Origin of the sequence: Afipia broomeae ATCC 49717, from assembly GCF_000314675.2 — a bacterium.
In the GTDB taxonomy this organism is placed as follows: Bacteria; Pseudomonadota; Alphaproteobacteria; order Rhizobiales; family Xanthobacteraceae; genus Afipia; species Afipia broomeae.
In genome coordinates, this window is sequence record NZ_KB375282.1 from 1,457,417 (window position 1) to 1,479,263 (window position 21,847).

Consider the following 21,847-nt stretch of genomic DNA (forward strand, 5'->3'; position numbering starts at 1 on the left):
TCCTCGGGGGATCCGTTAACGGGCATAGGCGAGGGCCGGCCGGCGAGGGTGCCAGATCAGGTGATCGAGCGAGATCACGCCAGGGCCGCGGGCGATAATCGAAAGCAGCAACGCCGCCCACAAAATGTGCTCCGGCCAACCGCCTGGATAGATGAAAATTTCGATGATCGCTGTCATGAACAGCAGACCGAGTGCGGACAGCCGCGTCGCCAGGCCGACGACCAGCAGGACCGGAAGTGCATGTTCGGCGATCGCGGTCATATAGGCGGCGATATCGGGCGGCAGCAGAGGAACCTTATACTCTTCGCGAAACAGAACGAATGTTTCCGGACGAAGCGAGAATCCGGCAACCTTGGTCTGGCCTGAACGCCAGAACACGCTTGCCACCGCGATGCGGGATGCAATCGCGACAAAGCTGTAGGGGATATGATCGGCGAGGCCGCGGCCCTTGTTGAGTAGCTGAGTGATGCGCATGACATGCTCCCGCGTTTGGCCGAAATGCCTTGCGTCCACTAGACGCCGGTTTGCCGTGCGATCGAAATGCCATTTCACCATTGTACCCATAGCCTGGGACTATGAAGTTTGCGCTGGACTTGCCGCCTGCCACCGATCGATGATGTCTCGGCAAGAGGCTAGCCCCGTTTGACGGCCTGTCGAGCCAGAAGATCGGTTGATTGGAGAACAGCATGATTCCACAAGCCGCCGCGGAGCGCCTTCAGCAGGCATTCGAAGCGTGTCGCGACATGGACGGCACTCTGAAAGAGCGGCTCGAGGCGTATTCCGCGGTCAGTCACGAGGTGCTGCCGGAGTATGGCGAAGCGGTTGATCGACTTGTGGCGCGCATTCATGAAAATGCCGGCGGGGAGAACTCGCCACGTCCGGGCGAGCCGATGCCACCGTTCGTTCTGCCCGACGAGACTGGCGCACTGGTCAGTCTGGAGTCGTATCTGTCCCGAGGACCGGTCGCCGTGATGTTTCATCGCGGGCACTGGTGCCCTTATTGCCGCATCAACGTCAATTCACTTGTCAAGGCGCAGGACAAGATCACCGCCGCCGGCGGACAAGTCGTTATCATCACGCCGGAGCGGCAGCAATTCGCTCAGGAGTTCAAATTGAATGCTGATGCGCTGTTTCCGATCCTAACCGATCTCGACAATGGTTATGCGCTGATGCTGAATCTCGCGATCTGGCTAAGTCCGGATCTGCAGAAAATTCTATCGGGGCGCGACATTCCAAATTATCACGGCAACAACGCATGGATGTTGCCAATTCCCGCCACTTTCGTGGTGGGTACTGACGGCTTGGTGAAAGCACGGTTTGTCGATCCCGATTTCCGCAATCGCATGGATATCGATGATCTGATCAAGGCTTTCAAAAGCTCGAACTAACTCCCGCTTGTTCAGGATTCCGCGTAGCGCGACCAGTCGGCACCGCGCATCATCTTCATGACGGCGGATGCAACAGCCGTCCGCTCGCGGCCTGCGACACCGTAAAGCTGAACCGTGCGGTGCAGATCGAGTCCGTCGATGCGGATGCGCTTGAGGGTTTCCGGTGCTGGAGAACTCTGTGGAACGATGGCAACACCGACATCTGCCTCAAGCAGCTTTATCAAGTCATATTCGGATGAAATTTCGTGGCTGTGATCGACATCGATGTCGTGCGCTCTGAGATCGGCATTCAGGCGGGCGGCATGCTCACAGTAACTGCGGGTCAGAAGCTGGCATTTTTTCAGTTCTTCGAATCCAAAATTGCCCTGATCGTCGATTAGATGTTTCTTGCTCATCGCGAGGTCAAATCCCTCCGTGAACAGAGACCAGCTATCCAGCCGATCCCAGTCTTCCCCGATCTCGGCGGCTATTCCCAGTTCGGCCTCGCCTTTCTTGAGATATTCCCCGACTTCCTTGCTGGTGCCGCGCAGGATCTTGAATTCGAGCCGGTTGAACAGCCGCTTCAGCTGCTCAAGGTGAGGGATGATCAGCGAAATATCCACGGCTTCCGTAATCGCGATCCGCAACGCGCCAACTTCACCACTCTTGAACGAAGACGCCAGCGACCGCGCGCCGAGGGCGGCATCGTAACATTGCTTCAGCAGCGGCAGCATACGCAGCCCGAGCTCGGTGAGCTGCGCCGCCGGCCGCTCCCGCCTGAAAAGATCGCCGCCGAGTTCAGCCTCAAGCTGCTTGATGGCGCGTGTCAATGAGGGCTGCGTAACATTGCATTCATCGGCCGCTCGCGTGAAATTCAGCGTCTTGGTGACCGCCAGAAAATATCGAACCTGGTGCATTTCCATGACCGCACCCCGCTTGGTACATGCGGACTAGATTGCGTATTTGTATCCGAATATACGCTGCAGCCGTATCAAAACATTGATAGCAACCGGGCATGGATACGGAAGCCAGCGGGTATTTCCGCAAACGCAGGCCGACAGGTAGATTTTCCTGAGCAAACGGGGTCTTCAAGACCACTCTATCACAGGGAAGGCCTGCTATGAACATTCAGACAAGACCACAAGCTGCTATCGCGAGATGTAGCCTAAGCGGCAAGGTTGCGCTGGTGACAGGTTCGACCAGCGGGATCGGGCTTGGCCGCAGCTTCCATCGCGGGCATTGCTTTGCCGGTCGATGGCGGCTGGACGGCGCATTAACACGCATCGGTCCGAGAAATTTTGGTCAGGAGTGGCGCTGCGATGAAACACCTTCAGGACAACCTAAAAATGCGAGCAGTCAAATCCTCCGACCAGCAACTTCCGGGGCAAGTGGTGCTGGTTCTGCAGGGTGGCGGGGCGCTCGGATCTTATCAGGCGGGTGTCTATCAGGCCCTTCACGAAGCCAACATCGAGCCGGACTGGATTATCGGCACGTCGATTGGCGCGATTAACGCCAGCCTGATCGCGGGAAATCTGCCCGAGAGCCGTGTCCAGCGCTTGCAGGAATTCTGGAGCCGGATGGAGCGGAAGCCGATTTGGCCGTTCCCCGCGATGTGGCCAGGCGTGGCGGAGATCCTGTCGTATTGGTCGACGGTGTTGAGCGGGATACCTGGCTTTTTCACCCCGAATCTATTTGCGCATCTTGGCGCGGATTATCCGGTCGGAGCGGACAGGGCCGGGTACTATTCAACCGAGCCGCTCGAAAAGACGCTGCTCGATCTTGTCGATTTCTCTTTGGTGAATGAATGCTCGCCTCGCCTGACAGTGGGCGCAGCCCATGTGCGCTCAAGCCAGATGCGGTATTTCGACAGCCGTGATTCCGATCTCGGCGTAAAGCATATCCTGGCGTCCGGGGCTCTGCCGCCGGCTTTTCCTCCCGTGCGTATCGAGGGGGAACTGTACTGGGACGGCGGTATTCTGTCGAATACGCCGACCGAAGCGGTATTCGATGACAATCCGCGCAAGAACTCACTGATCTTCGCGGTCCACATGTGGAATCCTACCGGCGCGGACCCGCAGACAATGGCGGACGTGCTGAACCGGCATAAAGACATCCAGTATTCGAGCCGGATATCGAGCCATATCACACGCCAGCAGCAGGCTCATCGCCTGCGGCACGTCATCACCCAACTCGTTGCGCGCCTGCCTGAAGACGAACGCAACAGCGAAGTGGTGCGTGACCTAGCTGGATACGGATGTCAGACCCAGATGCACGTCGTTCGTCTTCTCGCGCCGCAACTCGATTGGGAAAATCACACGAAGGATATTGATTTTAGTCCCTCCGGCATTCGTCAGCGCTGGACGGCGGGATACATGCACGCGAGAAATGTGCTCGATCGGTCCCCCTGGGTTGGCGAGTTCGATCCGCTCGCTGGAGTCGTCCTTCACGAGCACACGGCAGCGATGCCCACAGCAGCCGAGTAAAGGCGGCTGTCGCTCTGTATGGCGAGAGAGATGGTGAACTGCAGGTTTCACCGCATAAAAAATGTGACGCGGCGAGAGTCGTTCGAGGTCTCGCCGCGTTTGAGTTATGTCCCGGCGAACCGGGAATGTTAGATCCGAGTCCGGACCAAAATCAAATTCCGCGGGAATTGATGCCGCCCTGGCGCATGTAAGGCTTCGACGTAGCGACAGGAACACTGGAGCTGGCTCGGCTTTCCGGCAGCATTTGGGCTCTGGCAGACATCGGTGAGTTACTAACGTAGTAGCCACCGAACTTGGGAGAACCAGCATAGCGGACGTCGGCCGAGGCGGAGGTTGCATATGCGGCGAGGACGGCTATTGCGGCAATTGCGATTTTGACGAGGGGCATGTTACGTCTCCTGACGTTATCGCCGTGGACATCCACGGTGTTATGTCAGAACCATCGGCTTGATTATCTTGGAGTTGAAATATCGTTTGGCTGTCGACACGATGTGCGCCGTCTATGCAGCACGTCGGTTGGAGCCGGGGATTGCAGTGAGGCCGACCCGACCCTTGTTCACGCTGTCGCCCTGGCACACGCCCGCGTCAATGGCGCCAATCCATGCAGAAGAAGTGGAGAGAGCCGTCTGAGGAATGGCGGGCGAGAAGTTGGCAAACGCTGAGCAGAAAGTGTCGCGATAGCGGCGCTCCTTGCTCACCATGGACGACAGTTCGCCCCTTCGTTTCGTCGGATCAGAACCTTGTGATTACCGGGAGATTTCAATCAGCCTTTCATAAAGGTGCTCAGCGAAGCGCCTGGTTGCAGCTCGGCTGAGGCTTCAGGTGGCGGTTAATGTGCTGTCAGCCACATTGAGGGCCGAGGCTTCATCTCTGCCGATCGGGCCTTTGATGAGCTTACTGCGTTGGGGTCTGACCGGTGTTTATCAACTGCGAAACAGCTGTGATGAGCTGCGCTGGGGCGAAGGGCTTCGTGAGCACGATACTATTTGGCACGCCCCTCGAAGCCCAATCGGCGGCGCCGTGGCCGGTTATGTAGACTACTGGAACATCTGCGTTGATCTCGCGAGCACGACGCGCGACATCCCAACCATCGACCTTTCGGCCAAGATTGACGTCAGTGACCAGAGCCCGATATTTGGGCTCATCCGCGTCCAACAGTTTAATGGCATCTTCGCCGGTCGAAACAACTTTTACATCGTATCCGCCGTCTTTCAGGGTTTCTTCGAACAACGCCTGAAGTAGCATTTCGTCTTTGACGACAAGGATGAGTATTTCATCTTTCACAGTGCACCTTTCTGGCTGGTTTGGGTCGCTAGAAGCGATCTTAATTATTTGGTGGGTCGTGCTGAACGGAGCATTCAGACGAACAATCTTTGAGAAACGCTGCGAACGGCACCCCAAGAATATAAGGCAACAGAAGCCAGCTTGCTTTTGAGGAGAGCTGCGCTAGTTCGATTATCAGCGATAAAACTGAAAACCGTAGGGGCGAGCACACTCGACCACGCCGCAAGACCAAGGATAATTGTCCATGCAGGTCCAAACGCCCAGTTCGGTGGGGTCCATTTCGGCTTGACGAGATTTTCGTACCAAGGTCCGACTGTGGTCATCCGGCCCCCGATGCCGAGGACGAGCAAGGTGACGGTGGTCGCAACGATGACGGTAGTGTCAACTTTCATCCTTTCTTGTGCAGCCAATGGGACATTTCACAGCGGAAATCGCGGGGCGCCACTTTCTCATCGGCGGTGGAAAAACGCGTGGTTCACACTTTCATACAGAAGGTCTTTATCGCCGCGGCCGCACAAATTGACGACCATCAAATGCTCTCTTTTTTTCGTGGAGCGAGGGGCGTGACCCTCGCCAAGGCATGTGACGGTTCAAGAGCTGGAATAATACCTTCTAACTCGGCGCAAAAGTAAAGCGCGGACACAGCTTCGTCGTCCGTTGCAGAGATGTACTTTACGCGGCCGATGGCATCGAGCCATGCATGTTCGGGTCCTGCTCCCGGATGATCAAGACCGGCCGAGATTGAGTGCACATTCTCGATCTCGCCGTCGTCATCCATCAGCAGATGGGTCCGATTTCCATGAAGAACGCCGGGGGCCGTCCCCTGACGATGGACGCTGCATGCATTCCACTTTTGAGCCCACGACCCGCAGCCTCTACGCCATACATTTCAACCGTCGGCTCATCGAGAAACGGATGAAATAAGCCGATCGCATTAGAACCGTCACCAATGCATGCTACCAGTGAATCGGGAAGGCGGCCTTCTGCCTCGATCATTTGCAGTCGCGTCTCTTTTCCAATGACGCACTGCTCTTCTTCGCCGGGGCTTGCCATGGGATCTCGATCGCATCCGCATGGTCTGGCTGCAGGCGGATCGTGATCTTCTTAGGGTAAACGATGACGTCAGAAACGGAATCCACGACATGACGTCTGAGCTGATCGTCGGGAGCTTGCGGGTCGACCGCGAGGTGCTCCCGGATCGCGTTGATCACAAGGCCTTCGACGAGTTGCGCCGAGATGCGAGCGACCGAGCCAGCTTGAGCCTTTCTGCCGCGTATAATTGCCCATAGCGGACATTGTATGGAGATAAATTATTGGTACCTGCCGAACGTTATCTTCGGTTCGTTCTTGCAATGCCTGAAAGCCGATACACGTCGCAGCAAGTTCAACCGCGCCGCATTTCACGCGGGCAACGGCTTGTTTGTCCTTCCCCCGCGAAGCCTTGCGCGCCAGGTCCCATGCTCCACCATGTCCGCGATCAGGTCCGCCATCGCGCGGGCCACCGCCTCGCTGCCGCGCGTATTCATGGTTCTTTGCGAAACCACCACGGACAACGTCCATGATGGGGTGGGATCGACGATGGGTACTGCAACCATCTCTCCTCGCGCGATTTCATCCAGAAATGCGAAGTGCGGCATGATCGCCAGAAATCCCGAATGGCAGACCATCTTGGCAATTGCCGGCAGGCTGTCGCAATCCTTGACGTTGATGGCAATGTCGTGTCGGGCGGCAAGTTGCTCGATCAGAGCGCGCGCCACGTTCGGGCGGCCAGGCAACACAACAGGCGATTTGAAGACGTTCTGAAACGGGACTGATTTTCGCTTCGCAAGGGAGTGGTGGCTGCGCACGAAAAGCATCAGTTCTTCCGTCATCATCTCGGTCCATGCGACGTGTTCGAAGGCCTTGTGATTGTAAAGCAGCGCCACATCGAGGCGGCCCGCTTGAATCAGTTCGTCGAGATAGCCGGTCATTGCTTCGACGATATGAAGGTTCACATTCGGCAGAAGTCTTCCCATCGTGCGGATGAGCTCGACGGAGATTCCGCGGCACGCCGATGTCGGGAGGCCGACAGTGACGCGTCCGGACGGATCCGACGATTGGAGACGGATTGAATCCTTGGCGTCATCGACCTCCTGGAGAATCCGGCATGCGCGGTCATAGAGCTGCTGGCCTTGCTCCGTCACGGTGACGCCTCTGGCGTGGCGCACCAGAAGCTGAACACCGAGTTCTTCCTCCAGGCTCTTGATCTGTTGGCTGAGTGAAGGCTGTGCGATACGCAGCACCTCGGCGGCGCGGGAGAAGTTTCCGCTGTCCGAAATCTGCACGAAGTACTTAAGTTGTCGTAAGTCCATTGAGATCTCGATGCGTTGAGCATGCGCCGTCGGATTTTTATCAGCCGGGCGATGCAAATCTATTGAGCAGTTATAATTACCTATTGCCTATTGTCATAATTTCTCCAACGTAATCATTAGTTTGCATTGGATTTATATGCATCAAACGCGTGCAGTGCATCATCAATAGGTTATACCTATAGATCTCATCGGAATTTGGTCTTTGTTTGGCCGACGCGCCTCCGATTAGCTCGACCTCACCGGACATGCCTTGCGGCTGTTCAATTGAAGAGCGGGAGATGTCGACATGATTTCGCAGACGAGGATACGAGACGGGCTGATTGCCGGAACCGCTTTGCTTGTGCTGGCCATGGCTCCTGCCTACGCCCAGCAAAAGCCTTGCATCGGCAACTCGGCGGCCGTCACCGGGCCGGCGGCGTTCGGCGGGCTGGCGATCAAGATGGGCGCCGAGACTGCCATCGATGAAATCAACGCCAAGGGCGGTGTCCTTGGCCAAAAGCTGAGCCTTGTTCAGTATGACGACGCTGGCGCACCTCCGCGGGGCGTTGACAACACGCGCCGGATCGCGCTTTCCGACAAGTGCATTGCGATCCTCGGCGGATATCACTCGACTGTCGCGGTTGCGCAGGCTGAGCCGGTGAATGAAATCGGAATTCCCTATGTCGGCGTGCTGGCCGCGAACACCAAAGCGATCGAGAACGGTCGCAATCCGAACTACATGTTCCGCGTCTCGGCGAAAGACAAGTGGGTCGCGCGCTTCCTCGTCGAACAGGCAGTGAAGTCGTCCAAGACCGGCAAGATCGCATTTCTCTACGAGAACACCGGCTGGGGCAATGGCGCGCTGCCCGACGTGAAGGATGCGATGGCCAAGGCTGGCAAGGAGCTTGCAGCCGCTGAGACATTTAACTGGAACGATCAGGACATGACGCCGCAGGTCATGCGTGCGCGCGACGCAGGTGCGGACGTGGTGTTGCTCTGGGCGCTCGACCGCGAGGGCAACCAGATCGTCCGCTCCATGGATAAGGTTGGCTACAAGCCTGCGATTATCGGTGCATGGGGCATCGCCGGAAACCTCGGTGAACTTGCCGGGCCGCTCGCCAACGGCGTCCAGGTCGTGCAGACCTACACCTTCATGGGCGAGATGGATCCCAAGAAGAAAGCGTTCTGGCAAAAGCTGCAGGCGAAGTATGGCGTCAAGGATCCCTCGGAAATCAAGATGGGTTCGGGCGTCGGCAACGCCTACGACGCGGTCTACATCATTGCCAAGGCGATCGAGAAGGCCGGATCGTACGACTGGAAGAAGGTTCGCGAAGCTCTCTACACCGTGAACTACGAAGGCCTCGTAGCCGACTACAAGCCGGCGTTCGATGCGGCCGATCCGGAGCGCCAGGACGCCATTCTGCCGAAGTATTACAAGCTCACGGTCTGGTCCGACGGCAAACTTCTTCCCATCGAGCAGACAAGCTTCAACAAGACGAACTGATCGCAATCCGATCTCCACCGATGGCCCCTCGCGGCCATCGGTCATCCGCGGCGCGGCGCAGGTGTGGCGCGCGCCTTCTGGACGCGTATGAGTCACGCGATCCGCCGCAAGTGAAGTTCACCCAAGCTGTTTCCCCCAAGGATAAATCGAGTTGTGACGACAACCATTCAATACATCCTGTCGGGCCTTGCGATCGGAGGCATTTACGCCCTTGTTGCGCTTGGCTTCCACATCATGTGGTCGTCAGCCAAGGCTGTAAACTTCGCCCATGGCGACACGCTGATGCTGGGTGCGGTACTTGCCGTTCTCGGAGTCGATGCCGGATTGCCATTGGCTGTTGCCTGCGCGCTCGGCGTCGCTGCGGGCGCCGTGTTCGGCGTGTTGCTTGAGCGTTTTGCTGTTCGTCCGTTCGCGACCAGTTCAACCTCGATCGGCTGGATGCTAACGACCATCGCAGTCGGCGTCATGATCGAATCCCTCGCCACGATTCAGTTCGGCGGCTTCTCGCGGCCGCTGCCGTCGCCCGGCGTGAAAAGCGCGATTCACATCTTCGGAGCCGGCGTCTATCCGCAAGAACTCATCATTCCCGTAGTGGCTGTCCTGATCATGATCGGCCTACGCCTGATGCAGCGCCATACGCTGGTGGGACGCGCCATGCAGGCCGTCGCTCATGACAAGCGTGCGGCAGCGCTGATGGGTATCAACGTCAATCGAATCGTCGCCTTTTCATTCGGGCTGGCGTCGTTGCTGGGGGCGGCAGCCGGCGTTTTGGTCGCTCCGGTGATCCAGGTGTCCGCCACCATGGGCACGCTGGTCGGCCTCAAAGGATTTGCGGTTGCGATCATCGGCGGCATTACGAGCGCGCCGGGTGTTGTCATCGTCGGCCTCGGCTTTGGCGTGATGGAGAAATTCGTTGAGGGCTACATCTCGACCGCCGCCCGGGAAATCATCGGCTTCGGCATCATGATCGTGGTGTTGCTTGCCTTCCCGCAGGGCTTGTTCGGCAAGCGAGAGGTGACCAAGGTATGAAGTACCTCAGCCCGATCGGATTTTTGATCTTCGCGATCATTCTCGTTGCGGTCCCCCTGATGGCCGATAACGAGTATGAACTGCGGCTGTTCATGCTGTTCCTGATCTACGGCGTGATTGCCGTGGGTCTGAACGTTCTGGTCGGTATGACCGGCCTTGTATCGCTGGGGCAGGCGGGCCTCTTCGCGCTTGGGTCCTACACCGGCGCAATCCTCGCGATGCGGCTGGGCTTCGATATCGTTGCCGCCGGCATCGGCGCGGCCATCGTTTCCGGCCTCTTTGGTGTGCTTCTGGCGTTTCCCACGGTGCGTGTGCGCGGCGTCTATCTGGCGGTTGTCACCATCGCGTTCGGCATCATCGTCGAGAACGTTGCGATCGAATGGCAGTCGCTTACAGGCGGGACGACTGGCCTGACGTCGATCCCCCGACCGAACATCTTCGGCATTCCGCTGTCGGGCTTCGCATTCTATGGCGTTCTCGCGGTCACGCTGTTCGTGCTCACGCTGCTCATTCATAACCTGAAGCTGTCGCGCTACGGCCGTACCATGCTCGCGGTCTCGCAGAGCGAGACCGCCGCACGCGCGCTCGGCATCAATCCCACGGGCATGCGCACGATGGCCTTTGTGATCTCGTCCGTCACGGCCGGTATAGCCGGAACCTTCTATGCGTTTCTGAACTCCTACATCTCGCCGGACATATTCACGTTCTCGGACAGCGTCCGTTTTCTGCTGATGGTGATCCTTGGCGGTGCCGGATCAACCTTCGGGCCGGTCATCGGCGCCTATATCCTGACTTACCTGCCGGAGTACTTGCAGCAATTCCAGCTGTGGCAGAAGTTCGCCTATGGCGCGCTGCTGTTGCTGGTCATGTTCGCGCTGCCGCGCGGCATCGTCGGCACGCTCGCCTATTTATTCAAGCGTTTCCGCCCTGCGGAGCCCGTGCCTGACGCATCCGAAGGTCTTCCGGCCGAGGCGGCGCTCCGGCGTGAGAAAACGACACAGTCGTCGGAGCTTGTCGCGAATGGTCTGACCGTGCGCTTCGGCGGCCTAACTGCGCTTTCCAAGGCCTCACTGCGGGTAAAGGGCGGGGAAATTCACGCCCTGATTGGCCCGAACGGTGCGGGCAAATCGACCTTCGTCAACACCATATCCGGCTTCTATCGCGCAAATGAGGGTGAGTTCGGTCTCGATGGCATCGACCTGACGGACCGGCGCTCACTCGAGATTGCGCGTCTCGGTCTGTCCCGCACTTTTCAGAACACCGAGCTTTTCGGAGAGCTGAGCGTGTTGGAAAACGTCATGGCCGGGTACGACCAGCGTCTGGTTTACGGTGTGTTCGATGCATTGCTGCGCACACCACGCATGCGCCGCCAGGAGCTCGAATGTCGCAAGACGGCCATCGGCTTGCTCGCATTTGTCGGCCTGTTGCCATACGCAAATGAAGAAGCGCGCTTCCTGCCATTCGGTTTGCAGCGCCGGCTCGAGATTGCGCGGGCGCTGGCCTCGAAGCCCAAGCTGCTGTTGCTCGATGAGCCGGCCGCCGGCCTGACGACCCAGGAGATCGATGAACTCGAGGAGATGGTGCGCCGGATCGCGGAACTGGGCATCTCCGTCTTGCTGATCGAGCATCATGTCGATCTCATCATGGCGCTCGCCGATAACGTCACTGTGCTCGACTACGGCCAGGTCATTGCCAGCGACCGTCCGTCCGCGATCCAGGACGACCCGCGTGTGATTGAGGCTTATTTCGGCACGTCCACCCACCACGGCAAGGCTGCGGAGGCGGGCGTATGAGCGACGTTCTTCTCGAGATCAAGAATCTGGAACTGCGCTATGGCACGGCGGTCGCGGTGCGCAACATCTCGATCAGCGTCAAGCGGGGTCAGCTGGTCGCGGTTATCGGCAACAACGGTGCAGGGAAATCATCTATGGTCCGCGGCGCCACGGGCCTCGTGCGGCCGTCGAGCGGAAAGGTATTCTTCCGCGGCGAAGATACAACCAGCCTCAGCGCCGACCGCAAAGTTGCACGCGGACTCGTGATGGTGCCCGAAGGGCGTCTTCTGTTCCCGGATCAGACGGTCGAAGACAACCTTGTCCTCGGAGCTTATCTGCAGGGCGGCATCAAGAGTCCGAAGTCGCGTTCGTCGCTGGAAAAAGTTCTCGCCCTGTTTCCACGGCTCAAAGAGCGGCTCCATCAACAGGCGGGCAGCATGTCCGGCGGCGAGCAGCAAATGCTGGCCATTGCGCGCGGACTGATGGCGGAGCCCGAGCTACTCATCATCGACGAGCTCTCGCTCGGTCTCGCGCCGAAGATCGTCGATCAATTGATGGGTGTGCTGACGATGCTCAACAAGGAAGGGCTGACCATCCTCCTTGTAGAGCAACTCGCATCCTACGCGCTTGCGATCGCCGACTATGGCTTCGTTGTCGCGAACGGAAAGATCGCGCGCGAAGGGCCAAGTACGGCCCTGTCGAGCGATCCCGAGGTGATGGAAGCTTTCCTCGGCAAGAAGAAGTCTACCCCTAACCACAAGCCTAAGGAGTGACCATGGCTCAACGCGTAATCGATCTCAGCCTTCTCATCGAAGACAACATGCCGGCCCACAAGATGTTTCAAAGGCCGGTGATCACCGTCCATTTGAGCCATGAAAGCACCAAGGCGTCGGGCCTGGGCGTACCGGGCGACGCGATGACATTCCAGACCAATCATATCTCGATGCTGGATCACGTCGGCACCCATGTCGATGCTTTCCTGCATGTCAATCCGAAGGGCGCTGCTGTCGCAGATATGCCGCTCGAAATGTTCATGGGGAAGGCGGTTTGTTTCGATCTCCAGCATATTCCTGACCTCGGCGACATCACCGCCAAGGATATGGAAGAAGCCGAGAAGAAGGCCGGCGTGAAGGTCGATGGCCACATCGTCCTGCTCTGCACCGGCTTCCACCGGCGCAACTATCCGAAGCTTGATTCGGTTTGGAAGAATCCGCTGCTGACTGTCGAGGCCACCAAGTGGCTGCACGAGCGCAAGTCGAAGATGCATGGTGTCGAGGGGCCGTCGACCGACAAGCCGACCGACGATATTTTCGCTCAGCATCGCTTGTGCCGTGATCTCGGCATGAGTCACTGGGAGTGGCTGGTGAACCTCGAGTCCTTGCTGGGCAAGGGCGAGTTTCAGTTCTTCGGTGTGCCGCTGAAGTTCAAGGGCGGTTCGGGCTCCCCGGTTCGCGCATTTGCGATCGTGAACGACTGATCCGCGCAATAGCTCCGGGCGGCCGTCGTAGCCGCCCGGAGATTTGTCTCAATCCGGGAATGTATCCATGTCGCATGAATTTGACTACATGAGCGCGATGGAGATGCGCCGGCGCGTCGCGGCGAAAGAGATATCGCCTGTGGAGGTGACAAGGCGAGCGCTGGAGAGAGCAGAAGCCACGCAGCCGACACTCAATGCATTCTGTCTTCTGCTGCCGGAGCAGGCCTTGGCAGCGGCGCGTGTTGCTGAAGATGCGGTTCTGAAAGGTGCGCCGCTAGGCGCCCTTCACGGAATTCCCTTTTCCGCAAAGGATCTGATGGCAGTCAAGGGAATGCGCTACGCTTCCGGCTCGCGCACGATGGAGTCGAACATCGCCGCGGTGGACGCGCCAGCAGTTGAACGCGCAAAAGCGGCCGGTGCGATTCTGATAGGCAAGACCACGACGAGTGAATTCGGCTGCAAGCCGGTCGGCGATAGTCCGCTCACCGGCATCACCCGCAATCCCTGGAATCTCGATAAGACACCTGGCGGTTCGAGTGCCGGCGCAGCCGCATCTGTCGCGGCTGGAATCACACCCTTCTCGTTGGGCACGGACGGTGGCGGATCGATCCGAATCCCTGCGGCGTTCACGGGACTGGCAGGCATCAAGGGACAGTTCGGGCGGGTGCCCGTGTGGCCGACATCTGCGACGCCGACGCTTGCTCATGTCGGACCGCTGGCCCGCTCGGTGCAGGATGCGGCGCTGCTATTTTCGGTGATCGCGGGTCTCGATAGGCGCGATCCGTTCAGCGTTGCAGGACCTGTCCCTGATGTTCTCGGGTCCGCGCTCGCATCGGTAACCGATCTCAGGATCGCTTATAGTCCAACGCTCGGCTATGCGCGTCCGGATCCTGAAGTCGTGAAGCTCACGGACAGGGCGGCGAGCACGTTCAGGGACCTCGGCTGCGCGGTCGAGCTTGTCGAGAACGTTTTCGACACTGATCCTGCCGATCTATGGACAGCGGAATTTTATGCAGGTGTCGGCATCCGTCTGCGTTCGTTCATGGAGAACCAGCGCGAATTGCTCGATCCGGCTGTAGCCGATGTTCTTGAGCCCGCGCTCTCGCAGGATATGCGTGACTACTACACCAAGGTATTCGCCCGCTATGCGCTGCGCGACAAGATCAATACATTCTTCGAGCGCTATGACATTCTCATCTCGCCGGTCATTCCGGTGACATCACTCAACGCGGGGCAAAACATTCCCGACGGTCTGGAAGACCGAAATCTCGTGTCATGGGTTTTCTACACCTATCCGTTCAATCTCACTGGCCAACCCGCTGCCTCCGTTTGCGCCGGCATCGCTCCGGACGGCATGCCGGTGGGATTGCAGATCGTGGGGCGTTCTTATTGCGAGGGCGACGTTGTCCGTGCAGCCGCTGCCTTCGAGCGCACACAGCCGATTGGATATAACGTGCGCCAGCTCGAAGTCTGACTTCAACAGTTTTATCAGGCTTGGCTAGGCAACACAGTGAGGTATCGTCGCTGTTCGGCCGCACCTTACGAGCGACAAGAATGCGAAGCTTGCGCTTGCCTAAGCCCGCGGACTTTGACACGTTTAGGTATTCTCAGTGCACATTATGGTGGTGATGATGAATTCGATATTCAGGATTTTGGCCGCTGGTGCTTTTTTAGTATCGATTGCTGCGCTTGATAGGGCTCATGCCTTTGGTGATGAGCCTCGGTGGCCAGGAATTGGCTATAGCTACGAACCGGGCATCGCCTCCGGATGCTGGAAATGGAATTGGCAGCAGTACAGCTGGTACGACCATTGTCCCGCCTATGTTCACCCGAAAGCCTACATGTACCCGCGGTCGTCTTACCGGACAGCTTTGCGGGCAAAGGGCTGAAGGTTAGCCGGATTTGGGCTCGGTCCTGGCGAGAGCGTCGGCTCGCGCCAGTATCCGGGATGAGGCCCAGCGAGTTGTGCGGCAGAACTACGCTCTATACTCAGATGATATGCGTGTTTGAGCTTGAGCCCGCCGATCCGGCGGGATCGTTTTTTATTCAAAAAATCGAATCAAGATTGTGAGACGGTGCAGGCGACAGAGCTGCGGTCACCGAAATTCAGCAGTGCGTTCTCCCGCAATCCGTCGAACCAGATTCCCTTGCCAGCGTATCTGTAGCCGACGCCCATCGGCACCAGCCTGACATAGGTAGCGCGGTGCGGTGCGGTATAAAGCGATGCAGTAACCAGCTCGCCCGCGACGCTCACCGCGATCGGGCAGAGCGGGTATTGGCGGCCGTTTTCGCAAACCAATACGATCTCGGAACAGCTGCCCGCGTTAACACCCCGCGAGACCATGAGGCCGAGGTCGGCCGAGTTGGCGCCGGTGTTGAAAGCAACCGCCGTGCAGGCGACGGCTGACACCTTGAAAAGATTGAGTAATTTGGCCCGCATGGCGGCCCCCAAAAGTATCCAAAAATCAATTACTTAACCAAGCAAGAGTCAGCCGTCCGGTCAATCCCTCCATCTGGCGGGTACATCAGACCTTTGCAGAGCGTGTCAATTTAACCACACCCGGAGGCGTCGTTCGATTCACCATAACGGTTCCTTGACCCACACTGGTTTGAACGAGAGGATGGCAGTTAACAGACCGTTAAGGCGCCCATTACGCTTGTATTTTTATTTTCTGTAATTTTGAGAGTCTTGTCATGAATGGACCATTTCAGGTTGCCCAGGCAAACATTGCGGGTCAGACGACTGACCGGCCCCCACTGAGTGGTCCGATCGGAATGTTAGTTTAGGGATTGCATTTTGACTACCTCCTTTGGTGCTGGCCAGACGATGGCTTCGGGTGCCGGTGGTCGATATCCAAGCGATGAGTGTGGACGCACCGTGTTGTAGTGACGTCGCCAGTTTTCGATCACGATCTGGGCCTCCTTCAATGTGTAGAAGATTTCGCCGTTGAGCAGTTCATCGCGCAGCTTGCCGTTGAAGCTCTCGCAATAGCCATTCTCCCACGGACTGCCCGGCTCGATGTAAGCAGTCCTGGCTCCGACGGTGGCGATCCAATCCCGCAGCGCCTCGGCGACGAACTCAGGGCCATTGTCCGAACGTATGTGCGCAGGGATGCCCCGCGAGACGAACAGCTCGCAGAGCGCTTCGATGACGTCAGTTGCTTTGAGCTTCCGCGCGACACGGATGGCCAGGCTCTCACGGCTGAACTCGTCGATGATGCACAACATCCGGAACGCCTTGCCGTCGTGGGTGCGGTCGGCGACGAAGTCATAGGACCAGACATGGTTGGGTCGCTCCGGCCGCAGACGGATGCATGAGCCGTCGTTGAACCAGAGACGCCCGCGTTTAGGTTGTTTTAGGGGGACCTTCAGCCCCTCGCATCGCCAGATCCGCTCAACACGCTTCTTGTTCACCATCCAGCCGGCTCTGCGAAGCAACGCCGTAATTCGGCGATATCCGTAGCGGCCATATTGGCGGGCAAGCTCGATGATGTCGGCAGTCAAAGCCGCCTCGTCATCGGGTGTCGTTGGAGTCTTGCGCTGCGTCGATCGGTGTTGACCCAAAGCCCGGCACGCCCGTCTCTCGGAGATGCCAAGCTCGGCTGTTACATGATCGACGCAAGCACGGCGTCGGGAGGGGCTTAGAAGTTTCCCTTTGCGGCCTCCGCCAGGATCAGCTTGTCCAGCGTCAGATCCGACACCGCTCGCCGGAGACGATTGTTCTCAGTCTCCAGCTCTTTGAGTCGCTTCACCTGATCGCCCTTCAGGCCACCGTACTCGTTTCGCCATCGATAGTACGTTACTTCCGTCACGCCTATCGCTCGGACTGCGTCTGCTACCTGCCGGCCCTGTGCCATCAGCACATCAACCTGCCGCAGCTTCGCAACGATCTCTTCAGCCGTATGCCTCTTCCTTGCCATTGATCTTATCCTCCATCCGAAAATCATACTTCAGGGAGGACCACTTCAAAGGGGGCAGATCAGGCTACCGTGGCGCGGACAGTCCGACCAACAGTGTTATGGTCGACATGGAAGCTACGCCGGGCAACGTTCAAATCACCCAGGATCTGACGCTTACTCCGGGCGCCCTGTATCATCTCACGTTCGAGATCGGCGCTGCGAACGATCCAGGCATCGCGAATAGCGCGAAGCTCGAGGTTTTCTGGAACGGCCAGTCGGTCGGAGTATTCGTTCCGACTTCGGGTGTCATGCAGACGATCTCGGTCGACGTCACCGCTGCCGGAGCGAACAATCAACTGACGTTCAAGGAGATCGGTGAGGCCGGTGACAACACCGGTACATTCCTCGCCAACGTCAAGCTTTCCGATGTCATCATCATTGACGAGACCAAGGGGGTCGACGCTGACAGTGACGACACCACAGGTCTTGGCGCTCTGTTCTCAACCGTTACGAACGTTGGCCCGGTCGGCGTCGATCCCGACATGGATCAGCCGCAATATGCGCAAGGTAAAGATCCCGTCGTCACGACGGGCGTCGCTGACTATGGGACCGATGGTCCTGCCGCCGTAGATCCGCGTGTAATCGGCCTTAGCGTATCGTCAGCAGGCGTCGATTCGGGTCTGACGACTACCGAAGGCAAGGCCATCCACCTTTATCTGGAAGGCAAGCTGGTTGTCGGCCGCTACGATTCCGACAACAACGGCAGCTATGACACGGCAGCCTTCGCGTTGAGCATCGATCCCAACACCGGGATTCTATCTATCGCTCAATATGTTTCGCTGCATCATCCGATTGCCGGTCAGAACGACGATGGCGTTTACCTGAACGCCAACACCTTGCTTGCTACGGTGACGTTGACCGATGGTGACGGCGATCACGCTACGTCTTCGGCAGATATTTCCAGCGCTGTTCGCTTTGAAGACGACGGTCCTTCGATCAATCCGCTTGAAAACAGCTCGCTCCGCGACTGGACAATTGACGAGGACGTACTTCCGGCCGCGGGTCATGCGACTCCGATTGGCAACGACGCCTTGGATAACCCGGCGGACACAAACGACTACACGCAACTGAATGGGAAGCCGCTCGGCGTGACCTGGGGGGCCGATGGCCCGAAGGCGCTGACATTTGCTGCAACGGATTCACATCATCCGACGATTGCCATCACCGATGGCAATGGCGTTCCGCAACCCGCACTCACGTCGGGCGGCGTCCCGCTGGTTTACGACATCCAGACCAATGTTGATGGTGGCCAAACGCTGATCGCGTACAAGGGCGCGATTGCCCCGGCAAACCAGATTTTCACGCTGACTCTTGATCCGGATGCGGGCAATGGCGGCACATTCTCGTTCGAACTCACCGGCGCGCTCGATCATCCGGCGGGCAATGGTCAGAACACGCTAAACCTCAAGTTCGGCTTCATTGCTACTGACGGCGATGATGATACGGCCACGTCATTCCTGACGCTGCGGATCACCGACGACGTTCCGTACCTCACCAACCCCTATCAGAATGCCAATCTCATTCTGAATGGAAGCTTCGAGGACCATGGTCCGGTTGGAAATCCCGGATTCAACACCTTCGAGGCAATCAATCACTGGACCTCGGGTCCCGATAACGTTCCGTTCGAGATCCAGCAGGGCAATATCGGCGATTTGTTGCCGCAGGACGGCATCGCCAAGGTCGAACTGGATTCCGACCCGCTTAACAATCCGACCTCGCAGCTCAATGCGACGATTCAGCAGACGATCTCAACGCCGCTGGCTGCCGGCGACAGCTATGAATTGTCGTTCTGGTACTCGCCGCGTCCCAATGACGGAAATCCCGACAGCAGCAGCCTCAAGGTATACTGGAACGGTGTCGTTGTTCACACCATCGATTCCTCAACGCAGGCTGATGGTTGGCAGCACGTTTCCGTTCTTGTCACAGCGCAGGCTGGCTCCAATACCGTTGCCTTCCAGGGCAGCGGCCAGCCCAACCAGCTCGGCGCATATCTCGATAACGTCAGCCTTATCCCCGCCATCACCGTTGACGAAGACGGCCTGACCGGGCCACTGGCCTACGGCAATCACGACAGCCAGCCAGGCGACAATGTTGTTCCGAACACCGAGGGTGTCGGACAGGACAACAACGAAGCAACTGCGACCGGTAACCTCAATATTAAGTGGGGTGCTGACGACAACGATAGCGGCGTTGACGGTTTCTCGGGAACGTTCAACTCCTTCGTTCAGGACCATCCGGACGGCGTTGGTGACCGCAGCGTCACCTTCACGAACGCCAACGTAGCCGTGACGGGCGTATCCGCGCTGTATTCACACGGCGACCTGGTCACCTTCGTTTTGAATGCTGACCATACCGTGCTCATGGGCGTTGCCGGAACAGGCGACAACGCGCGCACTGTGTTCGAAGTCTCGTTGAGCGACGAGGGGACCGGACAGTTCCGCTTTGTCCTGCTCGACAAGTTGGATCACGCGCCTGGCGCTAACGAGAACGATATCGGCCTGTCTTTCAATTACACCGCCACCGATTCCGACGGCGATGCCGTGAGCGGCTCATTCTTTGTTGGCGTCGATGATGACGTTCCGGTAGTGCGCGGTCCAACGACAGCGGCGACACTGGACGATGAGGCTCAGCCAAATGGAATCGACGGCGGCCCCGGCGATCTGACCGGAAACAACTACTATACGGCCAGCGGAGACCTGAACTTCTCCGCCGGTGCGGACGGTCTGAAGTCGATTGCGATCACGGGATTCTCAGCGAAAAACAGCAACGGCGACACCGCCGTCGCGTTGTTCGCAATCTATGTCGATCCGACCACGGGCGTGGGCAAGGCCTACGAGGTGACCACGACGTGGGCGGCTGGCGTGAACGCCGGCGTGGGCGGCGCGGCCGGTGATTTCACCAAGGGCGGCACGTTTACGGGTACCATGACCGTTCCGGATGGGAATGGCACGAAGACCGTGACTGTTTTCACCATCGAGGTGGATTCGTCCGGCCACTACACCGTCACGCTCGATGCGCCGCTCGCTCATCCGTTCACCGATCCCGATCTCAAGAACAATGGTCCGGAGCTTAGCTACGAAGACGAACTGACGCTGAACTTCAACTATCAGGTGACGGACGGCGACAACGATCAAGCGACCGGTACGCTGAGCGTGAAAGTCGATGACGATAGTCCGGAACTAAACGGCATCCAGCAGATCACGGTCGATAACTACAACGTCGTTCACGCCGGAGCCATTGATTTCAATCCCGGTGCGGACGGTGCTGGCGGCGCCAATCTTGCCGGAAATGCACCGCCCGCTGGCATGAAGTCCGGTGGCCAGGACGTTCATTACTGGGTGAGCGAAGATGGCTCGACTCTGATCGCCTATACCGGCGCTATCGTCACGGGCAGCACGCCGCCCGGGGCAACAAACCAGGTGTTCGTGCTCGAAGTGACCGACGGCGAGCAGGGTTATACTTTCACTCAGTACAAGGCTCTCGATCTATCGGCCTCGACGTCTCAGGTCATCGCCAATCTGTTCCACTCAAACGCTCCGGCACCGTCGATTGACGTGACGACTGCCAGCAATGGCGGAAATGTCGTCGCGACAGTGACGGGTAGCGATGACGTGAACGGTTCCGCCCAGGGCTTTGGGCTTCACAGCAATAATTTCAATCCGGGTGATTGGTTGAAGTTCGATTTCAACCAGTCAGACCCGACGGTTGCGACATTCAGCTTCTTCAAGGATACGACGCTCAACTATATTGTTCACTTCTCGGACAACACGAGTCTGGTCGTCAGTAATTATTCGGCGACCTCAGCTCACGGTCTGACGATCACCGCGCCAGTTGGCGCGACGATTGTTGATGTTGAATTCGATGCCATCAGCACCAGCAGCAAGACCAAGATCGATCTCGACAGCGTCACAGTCGGAACGACCTCAGGCTCAGCAGATGCGGATTTGGCCTTCACGGCCAACCTGACCGATGGCGACGGTGACGGTGTCTCCGGCACCATCAATGTGCATATTCACCAGAACACCCCGCCGACGATAACGGTAACGCCGACGACAGGCGAAACCAACGTTGCCACCGGCCACAACCTTGTGGACGAGGCGGGACTTCCGAACGTTGGTTCGAATGCGAACGCGCCGAGCGAAGTGACGCATGGCACATTCACGCTGACCGATACGGACGGCGCGGGCGACATCAAGACCGTGACGATCACGGGTGTCGACTCGTCCGGACCTTTGACGGTAGCCCTCAACGGCTCCGGCGCAACTGTTCACGGCACCTACGGAACGCTGGTCATCAGCGCCAATCCGGTGATCAACGGCAACACGGTCACCTATAGCTATAACTACACGCTGACCGCGCCTTATCACGATCCTTCTCCTGAGGTCGGTCAGAACATTGATGCGAGTGCTGACAACTTCACGATCACGGTGACGGACGGCAGCAATACGACGTCGAATGCGGCCCTGGCGATCGATATCAAGGACGACGTTCCGCAAGCCAAGAACGACACCGGCAACATCGGCGAGGATGCGGCGAGCGTGACGGTCGCGGCTTCCGGCGTGCTGAGCAACGACGTTGCAGGTGCGGACGGCGGCAAGACCGTGACCACGACCGGCAGCTTCACCGGCACCTACGGCACGCT

The 21,847-nt window shown here is 58.2% G+C and carries 18 protein-coding genes and 1 pseudogene; 9 read left to right on the forward strand and 10 right to left on the reverse strand.

The window, feature by feature from the left end; genetic code table 11:
* Positions 1-15: 15 nt before the first annotated feature.
* The gene (locus HMPREF9695_RS06745; RefSeq protein ID WP_006020075.1) at positions 16-474 is read right to left on the reverse strand and encodes a DoxX family protein; all 459 of its coding nucleotides are present in this window, start codon (positions 472-474) and stop codon (positions 16-18) included.
* Positions 475-686: 212 nt separating this feature from the next.
* Here HMPREF9695_RS06745 and HMPREF9695_RS06750 point away from each other — a divergent pair, with 212 nt between their 5' ends.
* The gene (locus HMPREF9695_RS06750) at positions 687-1,388 is read left to right on the forward strand and encodes a peroxiredoxin-like family protein (RefSeq protein WP_006020076.1); all 702 of its coding nucleotides are present in this window, start codon (positions 687-689) and stop codon (positions 1,386-1,388) included.
* Between the two features lie 11 nt (positions 1,389-1,399).
* On the opposite strand, the gene HMPREF9695_RS06755 is transcribed toward HMPREF9695_RS06750, so the two are convergent.
* A complete protein-coding gene (locus HMPREF9695_RS06755; RefSeq protein ID WP_006020077.1) occupies positions 1,400-2,290 on the reverse strand; it encodes a LysR family transcriptional regulator in 891 nt (296 codons plus the stop codon).
* Between the two features lie 423 nt (positions 2,291-2,713).
* Here HMPREF9695_RS06755 and HMPREF9695_RS06760 point away from each other — a divergent pair, with 423 nt between their 5' ends.
* On the forward strand, positions 2,714-3,850 hold the full coding sequence (locus tag HMPREF9695_RS06760; RefSeq protein ID WP_245258723.1) for a patatin-like phospholipase family protein: 1,137 nt from the start codon (positions 2,714-2,716) through the stop codon (positions 3,848-3,850).
* 151 nt (positions 3,851-4,001) lie between these two features.
* Here the strand turns inward: HMPREF9695_RS06760 and HMPREF9695_RS26300 are convergent, their stop codons facing one another.
* The 6 genes and pseudogenes from HMPREF9695_RS26300 to HMPREF9695_RS06785 form a co-directional block, all read right to left on the reverse strand.
* Positions 4,002-4,238, reverse strand: coding sequence for a hypothetical protein (locus tag HMPREF9695_RS26300; protein ID WP_006020080.1), 237 nt, complete (start codon positions 4,236-4,238; stop codon positions 4,002-4,004).
* A gap of 506 nt (positions 4,239-4,744) precedes the next feature.
* On the reverse strand, positions 4,745-5,134 hold the full coding sequence (locus HMPREF9695_RS06765; RefSeq protein WP_041711446.1) for a response regulator: 390 nt from the start codon (positions 5,132-5,134) through the stop codon (positions 4,745-4,747).
* A gap of 74 nt (positions 5,135-5,208) precedes the next feature.
* Positions 5,209-5,526 carry a tryptophan-rich sensory protein gene (locus HMPREF9695_RS25230; protein ID WP_051054966.1) on the reverse strand — a complete coding sequence of 106 codons (318 nt, stop codon included), beginning with the start codon at positions 5,524-5,526 and terminating at the stop codon, positions 5,209-5,211.
* A gap of 57 nt (positions 5,527-5,583) precedes the next feature.
* Positions 5,584-6,163 (reverse strand): annotated as a pseudogene (locus HMPREF9695_RS06775) (pyridoxal-phosphate dependent enzyme); the annotation flags it as partial.
* A complete protein-coding gene (locus tag HMPREF9695_RS26765; RefSeq protein ID WP_245258774.1) occupies positions 6,127-6,345 on the reverse strand; it encodes a hypothetical protein in 219 nt (72 codons plus the stop codon). The gene HMPREF9695_RS26765 and the pseudogene HMPREF9695_RS06775, both read right to left, overlap by 37 nt.
* Positions 6,346-6,534: 189 nt before the next feature.
* On the reverse strand, positions 6,535-7,485 hold the full coding sequence (locus HMPREF9695_RS06785; protein WP_006020085.1) for a LysR family transcriptional regulator: 951 nt from the start codon (positions 7,483-7,485) through the stop codon (positions 6,535-6,537).
* A gap of 349 nt (positions 7,486-7,834) precedes the next feature.
* On the opposite strand from HMPREF9695_RS06785, the gene HMPREF9695_RS06790 reads away from it, so the two are divergent.
* From HMPREF9695_RS06790 to HMPREF9695_RS06815, 6 genes are all read left to right on the forward strand, one after another.
* Positions 7,835-8,968 (forward strand): ABC transporter substrate-binding protein, encoded by a 1,134-nt coding sequence (locus tag HMPREF9695_RS06790; RefSeq protein WP_245258761.1) that lies wholly within the window; start codon positions 7,835-7,837, stop codon positions 8,966-8,968.
* Between the two features lie 153 nt (positions 8,969-9,121).
* Positions 9,122-9,997, forward strand: a complete 876-nt coding sequence (locus HMPREF9695_RS06795) for a branched-chain amino acid ABC transporter permease (protein WP_006020087.1) — start codon at positions 9,122-9,124, stop codon at positions 9,995-9,997.
* Positions 9,994-11,790, forward strand: a complete 1,797-nt coding sequence (locus HMPREF9695_RS06800; protein ID WP_006020088.1) for a branched-chain amino acid ABC transporter ATP-binding protein/permease — start codon at positions 9,994-9,996, stop codon at positions 11,788-11,790. Before HMPREF9695_RS06795 ends, HMPREF9695_RS06800 begins: the two co-directional genes overlap by 4 nt.
* A complete protein-coding gene (locus HMPREF9695_RS06805; RefSeq protein WP_006020089.1) occupies positions 11,787-12,542 on the forward strand; it encodes an ABC transporter ATP-binding protein in 756 nt (251 codons plus the stop codon). Before HMPREF9695_RS06800 ends, HMPREF9695_RS06805 begins: the two co-directional genes overlap by 4 nt.
* Positions 12,543-12,544: 2 nt before the next feature.
* Positions 12,545-13,246, forward strand: a complete 702-nt coding sequence (locus HMPREF9695_RS06810; RefSeq protein ID WP_006020090.1) for a cyclase family protein — start codon at positions 12,545-12,547, stop codon at positions 13,244-13,246.
* A 67-nt stretch (positions 13,247-13,313) separates the two neighbouring features.
* A complete protein-coding gene (locus tag HMPREF9695_RS06815; RefSeq protein WP_006020091.1) occupies positions 13,314-14,720 on the forward strand; it encodes an amidase family protein in 1,407 nt (468 codons plus the stop codon).
* 585 nt (positions 14,721-15,305) lie between these two features.
* Here the strand turns inward: HMPREF9695_RS06815 and HMPREF9695_RS06820 are convergent.
* Together HMPREF9695_RS06820 and HMPREF9695_RS25660 are read right to left on the reverse strand one after the other, a co-directional pair.
* A complete protein-coding gene (locus HMPREF9695_RS06820) occupies positions 15,306-15,686 on the reverse strand; it encodes a hypothetical protein (protein WP_006020092.1) in 381 nt (126 codons plus the stop codon).
* Positions 15,687-16,024: 338 nt separating this feature from the next.
* Positions 16,025-17,166, reverse strand: a protein-coding gene (locus tag HMPREF9695_RS25660) for an IS3 family transposase (RefSeq protein WP_085947356.1) whose coding sequence is annotated in 2 segments (ribosomal slippage) — positions 16,025-16,902 and positions 16,902-17,166 — 1,143 coding nt in all. Because the reading frame shifts where the segments join, the coding sequence is not laid out codon by codon here.
* 98 nt (positions 17,167-17,264) lie between these two features.
* Between HMPREF9695_RS25660 and HMPREF9695_RS06835 the strand changes: the two genes are divergently transcribed.
* A partial coding sequence (locus HMPREF9695_RS06835; protein WP_006020093.1) for a T1SS-143 repeat domain-containing protein occupies positions 17,265-21,847 on the forward strand: 4,583 nt, incomplete at its 3' end.